14 protein-coding genes and 3 pseudogenes are annotated in these 15,531 nt (G+C 70.7%); 12 read left to right on the top strand and 5 right to left on the bottom strand.

Going from position 1 to position 15,531, the window contains the following annotated elements:
* The first annotated feature begins 302 nt into the window (after nt 1-302).
* The 6 genes and pseudogenes from AB0M43_RS33785 (at nt 303) to AB0M43_RS33810 (ending at nt 8,109) form a co-directional block, all read left to right on the top strand.
* A complete protein-coding gene (locus tag AB0M43_RS33785; RefSeq protein ID WP_363730449.1) occupies nt 303-1,739 on the top strand; it encodes a TldD/PmbA family protein in 1,437 nt (478 codons plus the stop codon).
* Nucleotides 1,736-3,097 carry a metallopeptidase TldD-related protein gene (locus AB0M43_RS33790; protein ID WP_363730452.1) on the top strand — a complete coding sequence of 454 codons (1,362 nt, stop codon included), beginning with the start codon at nt 1,736-1,738 and terminating at the stop codon, nt 3,095-3,097. Before AB0M43_RS33785 ends, AB0M43_RS33790 begins: the two co-directional genes overlap by 4 nt.
* 126 nt (nt 3,098-3,223) lie before the next feature.
* Entirely contained in the window at nt 3,224-4,024 is an 801-nt protein-coding gene (locus AB0M43_RS33795) for a hypothetical protein (protein WP_363730455.1), read from the top strand.
* A complete protein-coding gene (locus AB0M43_RS33800) occupies nt 4,025-5,905 on the top strand; it encodes a fumarate reductase/succinate dehydrogenase flavoprotein subunit (protein WP_363730457.1) in 1,881 nt (626 codons plus the stop codon).
* Nucleotides 5,895-6,641, top strand: a pseudogene (locus tag AB0M43_RS33805) (succinate dehydrogenase/fumarate reductase iron-sulfur subunit); the annotation flags it as partial. The gene AB0M43_RS33800 and the pseudogene AB0M43_RS33805, both read left to right, overlap by 11 nt.
* Before the next feature lie 601 nt (nt 6,642-7,242).
* Complete coding sequence (locus AB0M43_RS33810) at nt 7,243-8,109, top strand: hypothetical protein (RefSeq protein WP_363730458.1); 867 nt, start codon at nt 7,243-7,245, stop codon at nt 8,107-8,109.
* 132 nt (nt 8,110-8,241) lie between these two features.
* Here AB0M43_RS33810 and AB0M43_RS33815 read toward each other — a convergent pair.
* The 3 genes and pseudogenes from AB0M43_RS33815 to AB0M43_RS33825 form a co-directional block, all read right to left on the bottom strand.
* Nucleotides 8,242-8,346, bottom strand: a pseudogene (locus tag AB0M43_RS33815) (iron ABC transporter permease); the annotation flags it as partial.
* Nucleotides 8,343-8,801, bottom strand: a complete 459-nt coding sequence (locus AB0M43_RS33820; RefSeq protein ID WP_363730460.1) for an iron chelate uptake ABC transporter family permease subunit — start codon at nt 8,799-8,801, stop codon at nt 8,343-8,345. The gene AB0M43_RS33820 and the pseudogene AB0M43_RS33815, both read right to left, overlap by 4 nt.
* Nucleotides 8,802-9,006: 205 nt before the next feature.
* The gene (locus AB0M43_RS33825; protein WP_363730600.1) at nt 9,007-9,387 is read right to left on the bottom strand and encodes a (deoxy)nucleoside triphosphate pyrophosphohydrolase; all 381 of its coding nucleotides are present in this window, start codon (nt 9,385-9,387) and stop codon (nt 9,007-9,009) included.
* Between the two features lie 217 nt (nt 9,388-9,604).
* Here AB0M43_RS33825 and AB0M43_RS33830 point away from each other — a divergent pair.
* The 3 genes and pseudogenes from AB0M43_RS33830 to AB0M43_RS33840 form a co-directional block, all read left to right on the top strand.
* A pseudogene (locus AB0M43_RS33830) lies at nt 9,605-9,874 on the top strand (4a-hydroxytetrahydrobiopterin dehydratase); the annotation flags it as partial.
* Nucleotides 9,875-10,115: 241 nt separating this feature from the next.
* Nucleotides 10,116-10,325 carry a cold-shock protein gene (locus AB0M43_RS33835; protein WP_363730462.1) on the top strand — a complete coding sequence of 70 codons (210 nt, stop codon included), beginning with the start codon at nt 10,116-10,118 and terminating at the stop codon, nt 10,323-10,325.
* Between the two features lie 187 nt (nt 10,326-10,512).
* A complete protein-coding gene (locus tag AB0M43_RS33840) occupies nt 10,513-11,142 on the top strand; it encodes a DUF402 domain-containing protein (protein ID WP_363730464.1) in 630 nt (209 codons plus the stop codon).
* A 171-nt stretch (nt 11,143-11,313) separates the two neighbouring features.
* Here AB0M43_RS33840 and ychF read toward each other — a convergent pair whose 3' ends face one another.
* Complete coding sequence (gene ychF / locus AB0M43_RS33845) at nt 11,314-12,399, bottom strand: redox-regulated ATPase YchF (RefSeq protein ID WP_363730467.1); 1,086 nt, start codon at nt 12,397-12,399, stop codon at nt 11,314-11,316.
* Nucleotides 12,400-12,470: 71 nt separating this feature from the next.
* Between ychF and AB0M43_RS33850 the strand changes: the two genes are divergently transcribed.
* On the top strand, nt 12,471-13,055 hold the full coding sequence (locus tag AB0M43_RS33850; protein ID WP_363730470.1) for a Uma2 family endonuclease: 585 nt from the start codon (nt 12,471-12,473) through the stop codon (nt 13,053-13,055).
* Between the two features lie 87 nt (nt 13,056-13,142).
* Here AB0M43_RS33850 and AB0M43_RS33855 read toward each other — a convergent pair whose 3' ends face one another.
* Nucleotides 13,143-13,508: a PH domain-containing protein gene (locus tag AB0M43_RS33855; protein ID WP_363730473.1), complete on the bottom strand. Its 366-nt coding sequence runs from the start codon at nt 13,506-13,508 to the stop codon at nt 13,143-13,145.
* Nucleotides 13,509-13,583: 75 nt separating this feature from the next.
* On the opposite strand from AB0M43_RS33855, the gene AB0M43_RS33860 reads away from it, so the two are divergent.
* Both AB0M43_RS33860 and AB0M43_RS33865 read left to right on the top strand, forming a co-directional pair.
* Nucleotides 13,584-14,972: an AlkA N-terminal domain-containing protein gene (locus tag AB0M43_RS33860; RefSeq protein ID WP_363730476.1), complete on the top strand. Its 1,389-nt coding sequence runs from the start codon at nt 13,584-13,586 to the stop codon at nt 14,970-14,972.
* Nucleotides 14,957-15,529: a methylated-DNA--[protein]-cysteine S-methyltransferase gene (locus tag AB0M43_RS33865; RefSeq protein WP_363730479.1), complete on the top strand. Its 573-nt coding sequence runs from the start codon at nt 14,957-14,959 to the stop codon at nt 15,527-15,529. The genes AB0M43_RS33860 and AB0M43_RS33865 overlap by 16 nt, the downstream gene beginning before the upstream one ends.
* The last annotated feature ends 2 nt before the right edge of the window (nt 15,530-15,531 follow it).

Below are 15,531 nucleotides of genomic sequence, written 5' to 3' on the forward strand. Positions count from 1 at the left end.
TGGACCGGTTTTACCCGCGAAAGGCAATGATAAGAGCTTTATAGAAAAAGTGGTGTACTGGTGGTTTGTCCAGATTTTGCGTCACCATCAGTAGTGATCGCTGTGCGGCGGGTAGCGCATCGCACTCACGTTGAATCACGAGCTGGCTCAATGCCACCCCGCCCCGTTCGGCTCGCCCCCGCGTCACCACTTCTGACAAGAGACTTTGCCGAATGGGAGGGCCCCGCGCAAGGCAATAGAGGTACCTGGGGGGCTCCCCACCGTGCAACGCTGGTCACAACGTCCATGCAGGAGGTTCACATATGGCACTATTCGACGTCGCCACCGCGGCCGTCGAGGCCGCTCTGGCCGCTGGCGCGCGGTACGCCGACGCGCGGGTCATGAGTCGGCGCTACGAATCGATGTCCGCTCGGAACGGGGAGATCGAGGATCTCACCCAGCAGGAGGACGCCGGAATCGGCGTCCGCGCCCTCGTCGGCTCGTCCTGGGGGTTCCAGGCCGTGCCCGACCTGACCGAGAAGGCCGCGCGCGAGGCGGGGAACGCCGCGACGGCCATCGCCAAGGCCAGCGGCCTCGTCGCCGGCCCGGCGCTCGACCTCGTCCCCACGGAGGTCCGGCAGGACACCTGGGCCGGCCCGTGCCAGGTCGACCCGTTCGCCGTGCCGCTGTCGGTCAAGGGGGACCTGCTGGTCTCCGCGACCGCCACGATGCGCGAACACGGGGCCGACCAGGCCGAGGCGCTCTACCAGCTCTGGGAGCAGCGGTCCTGGTTCGTGTCCAGTGCCGGGCACCGGATCGAGCAGAAGGTCGTCAAGTCCGGGGGCGGGATCAGCGCCACGGCGAACGGGGAGTTCGAGACCCAGCGCCGGTCGTACCCGTGCTACCGCGGCCAGTACGGCACGGCGGGCTGGGAGCTGGTCGAACAGCTCGACCTGCCGGCGCACGCCGCCCGGGTCGCCGCCGAGGCCCGCGAGCTGCTCACTGCCCCCGAGTGCCCGTCGACCACGACCGACCTGATCCTGGGCGGCGAGCAGTTGGCCCTCCAGATCCACGAGTCGGTCGGGCACGCCATCGAGCTGGACCGGATCCTCGGCTGGGAGGCCGCATTCGCCGGTACCTCGTGGCTGGAGCTCGACAAGCTCGGCAGCCTGCGGTACGGCTCCGAGCTGATGAACATCACGATCGACCCGACGATCCCCGGCGCGCTGGGCTCGTTCGGGTACGACGACGAGGGCACCCCGGCCGCCGCCCGCGACGCGGTCCGCGACGGGATCTGGGTGGGCGTGCTCGCCGGCCGGGACTCCGCGGCCGTCGCCGGGCTGGACTACGGCGGCAGCGTCCGGTCCGACGGCTGGGCGCGGCTGCCCATGGTCCGGATGACCAACGTCGGGCTGGAGCCGGGCCCGCACACCCTGGAGGAGATCATCGCGGCCACGGACGACGGCGTGATGATGGAGACGAACCGGTCCTGGTCGATCGACGACCGGCGGCTCAACTTCCAGTTCGGTACCGAGATCGGCTGGGAAGTGAAGAACGGGGTCCGGGGGCGGGTGCTGCGCAACCCCACGTACACCGGAATCGGTCCGTTGTTCTGGCGGTCCATGGACATGTTGTCGTCGGAGTCGGTGCCCTGGGGCACGCCGAACTGCGGCAAGGGCCAGCCGGGCCAGACCGGGCACACCGGCCACCCCGCCGCCCCGGCCCGCTTCAAGGGAGTACGAGTGGGAGTGCGCTCATGACCAACCTCATCGTCGAGCAGGTGCTCGACCTGGTCGGCGGCCGCGCCGAGGCCGACGTCCACGTCGACGACTCGGTGCTGTCCCTGACCCGGTTCGCGAACTCGTTCATCCACCAGAACGTGTCCGACCAGGCGGTCACGGTGCGGCTCCGGCTGCACCTCGACGGCCGGACGGCCGGCGGCACGACCACGGTCACCGACCGCGACTCGCTCGCCGAGTTCGTGGAGCGGACCATCGCGGCGGCCAAGCTGTGCCCGCCGGACCCGACCTGGCCGGGGCTGACCGCGCCGACCGCGGCCACCGGGACCGGCAACGTCGACCGGGCCACCGCCGAGGCGGACCCGGCGGTCCGGGCGGCGGCCGTGCGCGCGTTCGTCGACGCGGCCGGCGGCCTGTCCACGGCCGGGTACTGCCGCACGACCGCCAGCACCGCCACCTACGGCAACACCCTCGGCCACCTGGTCTCCGGGGTGACCTCCTCGGCGGCGATGGACGGCATCGCCCGCGCGCCGGGCGCCGACGGGGTGGCCCGGTGGAGCGGGGTGTCCCTCGACGGGCTCGACGGCGGCCGGCTCGGGCGGGTCGCGGCGGCCAAGGCCCTCGCGGGCGTGGACGCGGTCGAGCTGCCGCCGGGCCGGTACGAGGTCGTGCTGGAGCGCGGCGCCGTACAGGACCTGCTGCTGTTCCTGGCGTCGTACGCGTTCAACGGGAAGGCCGTCGCTGAGGGCCGGTCCTGCCTGCGGCCGGGCGAGGCCCAGTTCGACCCGGCGTTGACGCTGCTGCAGGACCCGATCGGGCCCCGCTCGTTGGGCATGCCGTTCGACCTGGAGGGCACGCCGCGCGACACCCGGTGGCTGATCCGGGAGGGTGTGTCCGAGAGTCCGCTGCACGACCGGCGCACCGCCGCGGCGGCCGGCACCGCCACGTCCGGCAGCGCGGTCGTGGAAGGCGAGCGCTGGGGGCCCCGGCCGACGCACCTGTCCCTGGCGACCGGCACGGCCCCCGAGGCGCACACGGACGGCCCGGTGTCGGACGACTCCGTCGGCGGCCTGGTCGCCGGTGTGCGCAGGGGTCTGCTGGTCACGGACTTCTGGTACACCCGGGTGCTGGACCCGCGCAGCCTGGTCGTGACGGGTCTGACCCGCAACGGCGTGTGGCTGATCGAGGACGGCGTGATCACCCGACCGGTGCAGAACCTGCGGTTCACCCAGTCCTACCCGGAGGCTCTCGCGCCGGGTTCGGTGCTGGGGGTCGGGGCGGTCGCCGAGTCCACCCCGGTCAGTTGGTCGTTGGAGACGGTGACCGCGCCGGGACTGCGCCTCGGGTCCTGGAACTTCACCGGCGGCGCGTCCGGGTAACCGCTCCCAGCGGCCACGGCGTAACGTGTGCGGGCGCGGACGACGTGGCGATGATCACTAGTGATGATCACCACGGCGTCCGGGCCGACACACGCCGGAAGCGCTGAATCTCAGGGAGCGCAGGGAATGACGACTACGGCAACGACGCCGCTGCGGCCACGGGCCGCCATCGCGGCCAAGACGTTGCGGACAGACCGCTGGTGGCTGGCGCCACTGTTGACCGTGCTCGGGCTCGGCGCGTGGGTCACCTACGCCACGGTCCGGGTATTCATGCAGAACAACTACTGGGTGGACGAGTACCACTACCTCACCCCGTTCTACTCGCCGTGCGTGTCGAACGGGTGCGTCGAGGCGTCCGCGGAGTTCGGCCGGTTCCTCCCGGACCACCCGCTGCTGCCGTACGCGGCCCTCACCCTGCCGTTCCTGCTGCTCTTCCGGCTGACGTGCTACTACTACCGGAAGGCCTACTACCGCGCCTTCTGGATGTCGCCGCCCGCCTGCGCGGTGCCGGACGGGCACAAGAACTACAAGGGCGAGACGAAGTTCCCGCTGCTGGGCCAGAACCTGCACCGGTACTTCTTCTACGCCGCCGTGGCCATCTCGCTGATCAACACCTGGGACGCGGTGCTCGCGCACCACTCCCCGACCGGGTTCGGTTTCGGCCTCGGCAACGTGGTGCTCTGGGTCAACGTGATCGCGCTGTGGGCGTACACGGCCTCGTGCCACTCCTGCCGGCACATCATGGGCGGCCGGCTCAAGCACTTCTCCAAGCACCCGGTGCGCTACCGGCTGTGGAGCTGGGTGTCGGCGCTGAATACCCGGCACATGGGCCTGGCCTGGACGACCCTGGCCACGCTGGCGCTCACCGACTTCTACGTGATGGCCGTCGCGGCCAAGTGGATCACCGACTTCAGGTTCGTGGGATAAATGACCAATATTGACAGGTACCAGTACGACGTGGTGGTCATCGGGGCCGGCGGAGCGGGTCTGCGCGCGGCCATCGAAGCCCGACTGGCCGGCAAGAAGACCGCGATCATCTCGAAGTCGCTGTTCGGCAAGGCGCACACCGTCATGGCCGAGGGGGGCGCGGCTGCCTCGATGGGCAACGTGAACTCCAAGGACAACTGGATGGTGCACTTCCGGGACACCATGCGGGGCGGGAAGTTCCTGAACCACTACCGGATGGCCGAGCTGCACGCCAAGGAGGCTCCGGCCCGGATCTGGGAGCTGGAGACCTACGGCGCGCTGTTCGACCGCACCCCGGACGGCAAGATCTCGCAGCGCAACTTCGGCGGCCACGAGTACCCGCGGCTCGCGCACGTCGGCGACCGGACCGGGCTGGAGATGATCCGTACCCTCCAGCAGAAGATCGTTTCCCTCCAGCAGGAGGACTTCGCGGCCACCGGCGACTACGAGTCGCACATCCGGGTGTTCCACGAGACCACGATCACCGAGCTGCTGCTGACCGACGGCAAGATCGCGGGCGCTTTCGGGTACGTCCGGGAGTCCGGCGAGTTCCTGCTGTTCGAGACGCCGGCCGTCATCCTGGCCACCGGCGGCATCGGCCGGTCCTACAAGGTCACGTCGAACTCGTGGGAGTACTCCGGCGACGGGCACGCGCTCGCGCTGCGGGCCGGCGGCACCCTGGTCAACATGGAGTTCCTCCAGTTCCACCCGACCGGCATGGTCTGGCCGCCGTCGGTGAAGGGCATCCTGGTCACCGAGTCGGTCCGCGGTGACGGCGGGATCCTGAAGAACTCCGAGGGCAAGCGGTTCATGTTCGACTACGTCCCCGACGTCTTCCGCAAGCAGTACGCGGAGACGCCCGAGGAGGGCGACCGCTGGTACACCGACCCGGACAACAACCGGCGCCCCCCGGAGCTGCTGCCCCGCGACGAGGTGGCCCGCGCCATCAACTCCGAGGTCAAGGCCGGCCGGGGCACGAAGGCCGGCGGGGTCTACCTGGACATCGCGAGCCGGCGGAGCGCGGAGTACATCCGCAAGAAGCTGCCGTCGATGTACCACCAGTTCAAGGAGCTCGCCGACGTCGACATCACCTCCGAGCCGATGGAGGTGGGCCCGACCTGCCACTACGTGATGGGCGGCGTCGAGGTCGACCCGGACAGCACGCAGGCGCGGGTCCCGGGGCTGTTCGCGGCCGGCGAGGTGTCCGGCGGCATGCACGGCTCCAACCGGCTCGGCGGCAACTCGCTGTCCGACCTGCTGGTGTTCGGCAAGCGGGCCGGTGAGCACGCCGCCGCGCACGCCACCGAGCACGGCCCGGCGACCGTCGCGCAGTCCGATGTGGACGCGGCCGTCGCGCACGCCCTGTCGCCGTTCGAGAACGACGGCGAGAGCCCGTACGCCCTCCAGCACGAGTTGCAGGAGGTCATGGGCGACCTGGTCGGCATCATCCGCACCGCCACCGAACTGGAGTCCGCCATCGAGCGGCTCGCGGTGATCCGGGAGAAGGTCGGACGGGTGAAGGCGACCGGCGGCCGGAAGTACAACCCGGGCTGGCACCTGGCCCTCGACCTGCGCAACATGCTGGTCGTGTCCGAGTGCACCGCCCTCGCCGCCCTCGAACGGCAGGAGAGCCGGGGCGGCCACACCCGCGAGGACTTCGGGAAGATGGACTCCGCCTGGCGCAAGGTCAACCTGATCTGCGGGCTCGACGGCGAGAAGGTCACGCTCAACCCGCAGCCGCTGCCGCCGATGCCGCACGAGCTGCTCAGCCTGTTCGAGAAGTCCGAGCTGAAGAAGTACATGACCGCAGAGGAACTGGAGGGGCTCACCGATGGCAACTAAGCGCCAGTTCCGGGTGTGGCGTGGCGACGACACCGGCGGTCAGCTGGAGGACTTCGAGGTCGAGGTCAAGGAGGGTGAGGTCGTCCTCGACATCATCCACCGCCTCCAGGCCACGGAGACCCCCGACCTCGCGTGCCGGTGGAACTGCAAGGCCGGCAAGTGCGGCTCGTGCTCGATGGAGATCAACGGCATGCCCCGGCTGGGCTGCATGACCCGGATGTCCACGTTCACCGAGGACGAGACGGTCACCATCACGCCGCTGCGGACGTTCCCGGTCATCCGTGACCTGGTCACCGACGTGTCCTTCAACTACGAGAAGGCCCGTGAGACCCCGGCGTTCGCGCCGCCGGCCGGGGTGGCTCCCGGCGAGTACCGGATGCAGCAGATCGATGTCGAGCGGTCCCAGGAGTTCCGCAAGTGCATCGAGTGCTTCCTGTGCCAGAACACCTGTCACGTGGTCCGCGACCACGAGGACAACAAGGAGGCGTTCGCCGGCCCGCGGTACTTCATCCGCGCCGCCGAGCTGGACATGCACCCGCTGGACGCGCGCACCGACCGCAAGGACTACGCGGTCGAGGAGCAGGGTCTGGGCTTCTGCAACATCACGAAGTGCTGCACGGAGGTGTGCCCCGAGCACATCAAGATCACGGACAACGCGATCATTCCGATGAAGGAGCGCGGCGTGGACCGGAAGTACGACCCGCTGGTCTGGCTGGGCAGCAAGATCTTCCGGCGGTCCGAGGCGAACAGCTAGGGGCGTCTCGTGATGGTGGCCCGTTCCCGGTGGGGGCGGGCCATCGCCGTGTCCGGGGGTGGGCGGTGCGCGGGGGCGGGCCGTGCCCGGGGGCGGTGTCCCGATGTGGGCGGTGCCCGATGTGGGCAGTAGCCGGGGGTGACGGTCTCCGAGGGTGGAGCTCGCTCCGGTCGGGCAGATCAAGATCCGGTTCCGATGGGTACTCGTCCCGAGCCGCCGAAAACCGGCACGCATCCGACCTCCGCCCCTGCGGACGCGACCGTCCTGACCCGAGTCGCCCGCCCCTCTCCCCCGGGCTCCTCCAGCCGCCCTCGCGAACGCGGCTGTTCACGGCGGCGGCCAGCCCCCACCCTCGCCGCAGCGGCCGCCCTGGCCAGAGTCTCCAGCCCCTGACCTAGCGAACACCGAAGGCACGACCCGAGACCGCCAGCCCCGCCACGCCGACGCGGCAGCCCTGGCCTGCGGCCCTCCAGCACCCGCCCTCACGAACGCCGATGTCCCGACCGAGGTGGCCAGCTCCGCCCTCGGCGGCAACCGTCCCGCGCCCCGGGAACCCCCGGCCGTCCGGGCGCGTCTCATCGGTATGCGTCGACTCCTCGCACTCCTGCTGCTGACCGGCCTCGCCGGCTGCGCCTCCGGGACCACCCCGTCCGACCCGCCCAGCGGTCCGGCGGCCGTGGACGAACCGCAGACCTACGCCATCACCGAGCAGGCGCTCCCCGCCTGGGCCGCCTTCCCCGTCGACCGCGCCCCCCGCCCGGTCGTCCTGCTGCACCCGTCCGAGGACCCGGACACGATCGGCGGCTCCGATCCGACCGGGAACGCGAAGACCGCCGCGCTGACCGGCAAACTCGTCCTCGCCGCAGGCCTGCCCCGGGGTCCGGTGAGCACCCCGGAGGGCGTGCCGCTGCTGTCGGCCGCCGACGCCTGGGCCGCCGTGAGCCGCCCCCGGCCGGAGAAGGCCCCCGGTTCGACCCCGACCGCGCTGACGGTCACGGCCGTCACCCTCGGCACGACGAAGGTGGACACCGACCGGGGCCCGCGCGACCTGCCCGCCTGGATCTTCACGACCGACTCGGTGGCCCTGGCGTGGCCGGCGCTGGCGAAGTCCGAGATCTGGGCGCCGGAGAAGACGCCGACCGTCGGCAGTTCGGTCGGCACCGCGAAGGTCTCGGGCAGCACCGTCACCGTGTCGCTGCCGAAGGCGCGGCAGGGCTGCCCCGGCTCGAAGGTGTTCCGGTACGAGCCGGAGGTCCGCGAGTCCGCCACCTCCGTCGCGGTCGGACTGCGCACCGTCGTCACCGACGAGGTGGTCCCCGGCGCGCCCCCGAAGGAGCCGTGCGCGCACGACATGATGCTCGTCATGGAGGAGTACCAGGTCACGCTGGCCAACCCGCTGGGCGCCCGGGTCCTGGTCGACAACCTGGGCTGGCCGATCGCGGTCGCGTGACCCCACCCCGCGCGGGACACCTGGAACCGCGACGGCCGAACGCGTCCGCTCGCGCTGACGCCCGCACCGGTCGATGAAACCGATCGGCCCGGCGACCGCGACGGCCGAGCCGGTGAGCAGGACGACGGCGAACGAGCCGAGCGCCCGGACCCGCCCGGTGCGCTGCCCGAGCCCCGTGGCGACGTCCTCACCGAGCGCGAGAGCGTCGATCCCACACGCGATCCCGGCCGCGATCAGCCCTCGACCAGCAACAACGGCAGAACCTGAAGAACCATCATCGGGGTACGCCCCGTGTGCCCGCCGACCACCCGGAACCGGTACTCCTCGAAGGTCCGCCCGTCGACCGACAGCACCCCGACCACCACGGCCCCGAACGAGGCGTCGATAGCGGCCCCGGCGAGCGCGTGGGTGACCGGACTGGCGCCGTCCCGGGCCCGCGCGGACACCCCGTGGACGAGGGTCCCGGCGAGCGTCGCGCCGAGCAGGGCGAACCCCACGTAACCGGGCAGGGTGCCCACCCCGAAGAAGGTGATCGCGACGATCACGCCGAGTGACGCCCCGACGCTGATTCCGAGCAGCCGGGGGTCGGCGAGCGGGTTGCGGGTGAGCGCCTGCATGACGACGCCGGCCACGGCGAGCGCCGCCCCGACGGCCAACCCGATCAGCGTCCGGGGCACCCGCATCGAGCGCACGATGGTGGCGGCCTCTGAACCGTCGTGCCCGACCAGGGCACGGATGACCTCGCCGGGGGGGCGAGCGGCCTGCTGCCGATGGCGAGACTGGCGAGGACGACCGCCGCGAGCAGGACCGCGGCGACCGTGATCACCGCCGCGCGTAGGCTCGGATACGCTCCGTCAGCGTAGGGTAGGCATCCCTAACACTTCCAGTCACGGTGCGTCAACGCACGAGATACTCCCGCAGCGCCTCGACGATCGGGGCGTCCGCCGGCAGCCAGGCCACACTGTCGAGCTCGTCGACCGCGAGCCAGCGCAGTTCGGCGTGCTCCAGACACTGCGGCTCGCCGCCGACCAGCGTCGCCAGCCAGATCCGGAGCACCGCCCGGCCGTGCGGGAGCAGTACGTCGGGGCCGATCCGGTCGCCGACCTCCACCTTGACCGCGAGTTCCTCGTCGATCTCCCGGAGCAGGGCGTCGACCTCCAACTCCCCGGGCTCGACCTTGCCACCAGGGAATTCCCACCCGCCGGCCAGCTCCGGGGGCTCGGCGCGGGCACAGGCCAGCACCCGACCATCCCTGACAATTGCCGCACCGACGATCAGCTGAAGTACGGGTTCACTCTGCACGGGGCACAACAGTGCCAGATCGCGCGAAAATTTGTTGTGCACCCGCGTCCGGAACATCCGGACGTGCCGAATTTGTGTCCGTAGACACAGGTGGCCGTGACCTGAAGACTCTAGGCACCGCTGATGTACCTGGGACGTCCCTTGGGTCACGAACCCACAACACCGGAGGTGGACCGTTCACCCGCTCGATCGCGCAGCGTTGCGTGACGCGCTCTCCCAGCTCGACGGCTGGCGGGGGGACGCCGACCACATTCAGCGCACCCTCCCCCTGAACGAGGCCCAGCACGCAGACCTCACCGAACGGGTGAAGGTGTTCGCGGACGCGCTCCAGCTCCGCCCCGAGATCCGGCGCGCCGACGGACAGACGCATATCCGACTCCGCAGCCCCGACGGCGCCCTGACGACCTCCGAGGTGGCGCTCGCCGCCCGGATCGACGTCGCCTTCCGCACCGTCACGGAGTGACTTTCCTCCCTGTTCACGCCCCGTATGCCGGGTTGAACCAGGCCCCGACTTGGCCGCCCACAAACCTCGCCACACCCGGCGGGGACGTGCTACCGTTGTGGTGTTACGCAGTCAGTTGTCATGTGATTCATGTGCGCCTGTGGGAAGTGACCACAGGCGTTTTGTTTTCTCAACGGCAACTGTGTGCGTGAGTAACCGGGATCCGCGCAGCGCGGAACCCACATAGATTTAGAGGAAAAACATGGCTTCAGTTCAGGGCACCGTCAAGTGGTTCAACGCGGAGAAGGGCTTCGGCTTCATCTCCCCCGACGACGGCGGCGCCGACGTCTTCGCTCACTTCTCCGCCATCGCGACCAGTGGCTACCGCAGCCTGGACGAGAACCAGCGGGTTGAGTTCGAGATCACCCAGGGCCAGAAGGGCCCGCAGGCGGACAACATCCGCCCGATCTAAGGTTTTGTGAGACTGGCCCGGTTCGCATCACGCGAACCGGGCCAGTTTTGTGTGTGCGGCCGGGGCGTCGGGTGGGTCGACGGATCCTCGGCCGGCGATGGCCGGACGCTGGGACCCCGCGCTTGGCGGGTGGCCGGGCGCGCGGCCGGGGCTGCGGGCGTCGGACGTCCCGGCCTAGGCTCGCCCGATGACCTTCGAAACCGGGCAGGACATCCTCCGACGGGACGTGCACCGCGACGGCCGGATCGCCTGGGTCCAGACCGCCCGGGTCGTCAGCGACGACGAGCGCGGCCTCCTGACCTGGACCTCCGCGGGCTCCGAGACGATGGCGCGCACGACACTCGCCGGTGACCTGATCCGCAAGCTGACCCTCGCCGAGCGGTCCGCCGTCCCCACCATGCTGAGCCCCCGGCCGTGGCGGGACACCGGCGTCCTGATCCTCACCCCGCCGGGCGCGGCGCACTCGATCTGGTGGTTCTTCGACCTGGCCGGCACCTTCCTCGGCTGGTACGTGAACCTCGAGTCCCCGGCCGTCCGCTGGTCGGGCGGGCTGGACGCGGCGGACTTCGCGCTCGACGTCTGGGTGGAGCCGGACCGGTCCTGGGCGTGGAAGGACGAGGACGAGTTCGCCGAGCGCACCGGACACCGGGCGTACTGGACTGCGGCGGAGGCCCCCGGGATCCGGGCGGAGGGCGAACGGCTCGTGGCGCTCGCCGAGGCGGCGGCCTATCCGTTCGACGGGTCGCTGGTCGGGTTCAGGCCCGACCCGTCCTGGAAGCCGTCGGTCCTGGCCCCGGACTGGGACGTCACGGCCTGACCGGCGGTGGCACCGGCACGCTCCCCTGCCGGCATCCTCCAGGCGCGGACCGGGTACCCGAACGTCGGACACGCGGGTCGGTGCCCCTGACGCAGGTCGGAGCCTGACGCTGGCCCGAGGCCGGTCAGGCGGGCCGGCCGTCTCCGGTGGGCCCGCCCGACCGCGTGCGTTCTAGACGTTGAAGCGGAAGTCGACCACGTCGCCGTCCGCCATCACGTACTCCTTGCCCTCGATCCGGACCTTGCCGGCCGCCTTCGCCGCGTTCATCGACCCGGCGGAGATCAGGTCGTCGTACGACACGATCTCGGCCTTGATGAACCCGCGCTGGAAGTCGGTGTGGATGACGCCGGCCGCCTCGGGCGCCGTTGCCCCGATCGGGATGGTCCAGGCGCGGACCTCCTTGGGCCCGGCCGTCAGGTACGTCTGCAGGCCCAGGGTGGCGAAGCCGACCCGGATCAGCTGGTGCAGGCCGGGCTCGTGCTGGCCCACGGACTCCAGCAGCTCGCGGGCCTCCTCCTCGGGCAGGTCGATCAGCTCGGACTCGATCTTCGCGTCGAGGAAGATCGCCTCGGCGGGCGCGACCAGGTCCCGGAGCGACTGGAGGAACTCCTCCTGGCCCAGTTCGGCCTCGTCGACGTTGAAGACGTAGAGGAACGGCTTGGCGGTGAGCAGGTGCAGCTCGCGGAGCAGTTCGGTCTCGATGCCCTTGGCCTTCGCGCCCGCGTACAGCGTGGTGCCGTCGTTGAGCAGTTCGGTCGCGGCCTTGGCGGCGGCGACCACCGCGGCCTTGTCCTTCTGCATCCGGGCTTCCTTCTCCAACCGGGGCAGAGCCTTCTCCAGGGTCTGCAGGTCGGCGAGGATCAGCTCGGTGTTGATGGTCTCGATGTCGTCGGCCGGGGAGACCTTGCCGTCGACGTGCACCACGTTCGGGTCGGAGAAGGCGCGGACCACCTGGCAGATCGCGGCGGCGTCGCGGATGTTGGCGAGGAACGCGTTGCCCCGGCCCTGGCCCTTCGACGCGCCCCGGACCAGGCCGGCGATGTCGACGAAGTCCACGGTCGCCGGCAGCAGCTTCTGCGAGTCGTGGATCTTGGCCAGCTCCGCCAGCCGGGCGTCCGGCACGCCGACCACGCCGACATTCGGCTCAATCGTGGCAAAAGGGTAGTTCGCTGCGAGGACATTGTTCTTCGTCAACGCGTTGAACAGGGTGCTCTTGCCGACGTTGGGCAGGCCGACGATCCCGATTTGAAGACTCACGGGGACCGAGTCTACGGGGTGCCGCGCCCCGCACCACGGCCGTGTATATACGTTCGGAGGAGGTGTCGTCTGTGACGCGACGCGTGTGGGACTTTGACCGGATCACCCCGGAAGCCGGCAGGGAGGCGGTCGCGCTGCTCACCCGGCGCTGGCGACCCGAGGACCTCGCGGCACTGCCCCGGACCGACCACCGCTACGAGATCCTGGACGGCGCGCTCCTGGTGACCCCGGCGGATTCCGAGGAGCACCAGTCCTGGAGCGCGTGGGCGCACGACACGCTGAGGGCCTCGGCCCCGCCCGGCTGGCGGGTGCACTGGAACCTGGGCATCGCCATCGAGGACGACCGACTCGTCCCGGACCTGCTCGTCCTCTCCCCCGACGCCCCCGGGGCCCACCGGACCTACAACCCCGTCATCCCGGCGCTGGTCGTCGAGGTCGAGTCCGACCGGACCAAGGGCGTGGACCGGACCGGCAAGCACGAGGCGTACGCGTTCGCGGGGATCCGGGGCTACTGGCGGATCGAGCGCACCGGAGTGCTGCACGTCCACCGGCTCCGGGGGTTCGAGTACACCGCCGAATGTGTTCTGGAGCCCGGCGGGTCAGCGGTCCTCGACTGGCCGTACCCGGTCACGGTCACGGTGCCAGAAAAGCCTTGAGAACCAGATCGAAGACACAGCAGAGGGTTACGCCGCGTTTCTGGGCCGGCGCGCATCGGCACCTGCCCGGGAAGGCCGGAGGGGCGCTCACCTCGCGATGAAGTGCAGGATGACGTTGTGGGCGTGCTGGGACTTGTCCGAGCCCCGGAAGTCGATCTCGTAGGTCTGGGTGCCGACGTGCACAGCGATGGAACCGGTCGAGAAGTACGACCCCGCCCAGGACTTGTTGCTGACCACGCTGACGCTGGAGACCTTCGAGTACGGGATCGAGGTGATGGCCACCTTCTTCCCCACGAACGACTTGTCCTGGATGATCACCCGGCGGTTCGTGAGGCCGATGAAGCCGGTGCCGACGCCGATCGCGTCGTACACCGCGATGATCTCCTCACCGGCGAGCAGGCCGCTCTGGATCTGCGCGAGCTGTTCCTTGCGGTCGTACACGATGTTGGCCATGTTCCCAAAATAGCCGGTCACGTCCACGTCCGATTCCCGCGAGCCCCGGCCCCGTACCCGGCGCATCATGGTCTTGTGGATCTGGATTTCGAGCGGTGCTACCGGACGATCGAGACGCGGGACGCGCGCTTCGACGGCTGCTTCATCACCGCGGTGCGCACGACGGGGATCTACTGCCGGCCGAGCTGTCCGGCCGTGAAGCCCAAGCGGCAGAACGTCTCCTTCTTCCTCTCGGCGGCGGCCGCCCAGCGCGGCGGCTACCGGGCCTGCATGCGCTGCCGGCCGGACGCCTCGCCGGGTTCGCCGGACTGGGACGTCCGGGCCGACCTGGTCGGCCGGGCGCTGCGCCTGATCGGCGACGGGGTGGTGGACCGCGACGGGGTGCCGGGGCTGGCCCGCCGGCTCGGGTACACCGAAAGGCACGTGAACCGCCTGCTCACCACCGAACTCGGCGCCGGTCCGCTCGCGTTGGCCCGGGCGCAGCGGGCCCGCACGGCGCGGACCCTGATCGAGAACACCGACCTGGGGCTGGGCGAGATCGCGTTCGCGGCCGGGTTCGGCAGCATCCGGCAGTTCAACGACACGATCCGCGAGGTGTACGCGGTCGCGCCCACCCACCTGCGCGGCAACCAGCGCGCCTCGGGCCCGGGCGGCCTCCGCCTGAAGCTGCCGTACCGGGAACCGTTCGACGCGGAGGGCATGTTCGACTTCCTGGCCGGGCACGCGGTCGCCGGGGTGGAGTCCACCGAGGGCGGTTACAGCAGGTCGCTGCGGCTCCCGCACGGCTCGGGCCGGGTGGCACTGGAACCGGCCGACGGGCACGTCCTGGCGACGCTGACCCTGGGCGACCTGCGGGACCTGGCCCCGGCGGTGGCCCGCTGCCGCCGACTGCTGGACCTGGACGCGGACCCGGCGGCCGTGGACGCGGTGCTCGCCGGGGACCCGGTGCTGGCCGGTTCGGTGCGGGACGCCCCGGGCATCCGGATCCCGCGCGCGGTCGACGGCTTCGAGGTCACGGTCCGCGCGGTCGTCGGCCAGCAGATCTCCGTCGCCGCCGCGTGCGGGGTGGCCGCGAGGCTGGTCCGCGACGGCCTGTTCCCGGACGCCCCGGCCCTGCTGGAGCTGCCGGACGAGGCGTTCTCGATGCCCGCGAAGCGCCGGGAGACCCTGCGCGCGCTGGCCCGGGCGGTGGTCGACGGCGACGTGGACCTGGAGCCCGGAGCGGACCGGGACGCCGCCGAACAGGCCCTGCTGGCTCTCCCTGGCATCGGGCCCTGGACGGCCGGCTACGTGGCGCTGCGGGCCCTAGGCGCCCCCGACGTACTGCTCGACACCGACCTGGTGATCCGCCGGACCGCGCACCGGCTCGGCATCACCGACCTACCCGCCCACGCGGAGCGGTGGCGCCCCTGGCGCTCCTACGCGATGCTGCACCTCTGGAGGTTGTCATGGACTACGCGGTGATCCCGACCCCGTCCGGCCCGTTCACCCTCGTCGTCGACGTCGACGGCGCGGTCCTGGCGAGCGGGTGGACCACGGAACTGGGCGAACTCATGCCCCAGGTGCATCCGGAGCTCAGACCCACCGGAGACCCCCGCGAACGGGCGGACCTGGGCGAACTCACCCGGACCGTCACTCGCTACTTCGACGGCGAGGTCACCGCGATCGACAAGGTCGAGGTGCGCCAGCGGGGCGGCGAGTTCATCGGCGCGGCCTGGGACGTCCTGCGGACGGTGACCACCCCGGTGACGTACACGGAGTTCGCGGCCCTGTCCGGCCGCCCGGCGGCGGTGCGCGCGGCGGCCCAGGCCTGCGCCCGCAACGCGGTCGCCCTGTTCGTCCCATGTCACCGGGTGGTCCGGATCGACCGGTCGAAGACCGCGGCCAACGGAGCCCGACCGCTGAATGTCCCGATTCGCCGAGGATCGGAGGACGCCGGACTGCGCGGCAGCCTCGGCGGCTTCCGCTGGGGACTGAAAGTGAAGGAACAGCTACTACTCCACGAGGCTTCCATCCGGTAAGA

The organism is Longispora sp. NPDC051575 (assembly GCF_040681875.1).
Lineage (GTDB): Bacteria > Actinomycetota > Actinomycetes > Mycobacteriales > Micromonosporaceae > Longispora.